Consider the following 1,879-nt stretch of genomic DNA (forward strand, 5'->3'; position numbering starts at 1 on the left):
CACCATCACCGCCAAGAAGGACACCCAGCCCCCGAAGCCCGGCGACTGGGTCTCCAAGGGCACCGTGAACCTCGGCGACGGCTGGACCGCGAAAGTCGACGTGAACGCCTCGGCCCGCTCGGCCCGCGCCCAGATATCCCAGGACGGCGCCGCCAAGGGCAGCCTGGAGGCGTACGACGGCTCCAAGTCCACCAAGCTGGGCGGCTACACCTTCACGCTCACCAGCGACGGCACCATCACCGCCAAGAAGGACACCCAGCCCCCGAAGCCCGGCGACTGGGTCTCCAAGGGCACCGTGAACCTCGGCGACGGCTGGACCGCCAAGGTCGACGTCAACGCCTCCGCCCGCTCCGCCCGCGCCCAGATATCCCAGAACGGCCACGCCAAGGGAAAGCTGGAGGCCTACAACGGCTCCAAGTCCACCAAGCTGGGCGGCTACACGTTCACGCTCACCAGCGACGGCACCATCACCGCCAAGAAGGACGCGAAGCCCCCGGTCGTCGGCGGCTGGGTCACCAAGGGCACCACGAAGTTCTCCGACGGCTGGACCGCCAAGGTCGAGGTGAACGCCTCGGCCCGCTCCGCCCGCGCCGAACTCGCCCAGCACGGCAAGGTCAAGGGCCACATCAAGGCGTACAACGGCAGCAACTCCACCAAGCTGGGCGGCTACACGTTCACGCTCACCAGCGACGGCACGATCACCGCCAAGAAGGTCCCGGCGCCCAAGCCGACCCCGGGCCGTACCTACGTCAAGACGGTGAAGCTGGCCGACGGCGTCTCGATCGCCAAGGTCTACAAGGTGGGCCCGTCCCACTACCAGGCCGACATCTACGCCCACGGCAAGAAGCTCGACACCCTCGACGCCCACAACAAGACGGCGTACGGCCAGAACAACGGGCTGCACGTCGCCCTGAAGCCGACCGGCGCGGTCACGTCGTGGCTCGACGGCTCCGGCAAGCACGGCACCACCCACCAGAACGGCCACGGGACCGCCCCGCACACCACGCCCCGGACCACCGACGGCGGGCGCACGCTGCCGCAGGGCGGCGTGAAGGCGGGCGCGGAGAACGTCACGGCGCACACCTCCGGCTCCGACGAGACCCCGCTGATCGCCGCGGGCGCCGGTGCGGCGGCGCTGGGCGCGGCCGGTCTGGGCTTCTCGATCTACCGCCGCAAGCACAACAACTGACCGACGCGAAGCAAGCGCAGGAAGCGACCGACGTAACGGAGCGGCAAGGAAAGGCTGTTGGGGCCCCCTCGGGGGAGGCCCCGACAGCCTTTCCGCGTGAGGTGCGCTCGGCCGATCGGACCGGCCCTGCCGAAGATCACGGTCCGTGGCGGCTAACCTTACGTGTCCGCCCTGGCCAGGGGTTCCAGGGACTTTGGGGACCAACTCATGCGGAAGGTTGCGCACATGGGCATTCTGGATCTGCTGCGGAACGCGTTCGGGCGGTCCCGTAAGAAGGACACGGAATCCGCTGCCGCGGCGGAACCGGACGTCACGCTTCCGGCACCGTCGTCGGAGCCGGACGTGTCCACGACGACGCCGACGCCGACGCCGGCATCGAACGCGACCTCGGCCCCGGCCGAGAAGCCGAAGGTGCCCGCGCCGTCGAAGGGCGCCGAGGCGGACGACCTGGTCGCCGCGGCCTTCGACAACATCACGGTGCCGAAGCCGGCGCGGCCGGTGGGCACGGAGCACGTCGGACCGGACACGGCTTCGGTGGATGCCGAGGCCGGGACCGGGGCGGCTGCCGCCCCGGCGAAGGACGACGAACCCGCCGCCCCGGAGGCCACCGCCCCCGAGACCCCGGCGAAGGCGAAGGCGGACACCCCCGCCGAGGCAGCGGCCCCGGCCGAGCCCGCCACTCCGGTCGCG

2 pseudogenes are annotated in these 1,879 nt (G+C 70.9%); both read left to right on the forward strand.

Annotation, left to right across the window (positions count from 1 at the left end):
* A pseudogene (locus tag G3I40_RS36170) lies at positions 1–1,189 on the forward strand (hypothetical protein); the annotation flags it as partial.
* 225 nt (positions 1,190–1,414) lie between these two features.
* Positions 1,415–1,879 (forward strand): annotated as a pseudogene (locus G3I40_RS36175) (Toxic cation resistance protein); the annotation flags it as partial.

This window comes from Streptomyces sp. SID14478 (genome assembly GCF_010548525.1).
Taxonomy (GTDB): Bacteria; Actinomycetota; Actinomycetes; order Streptomycetales; family Streptomycetaceae; genus Streptomyces.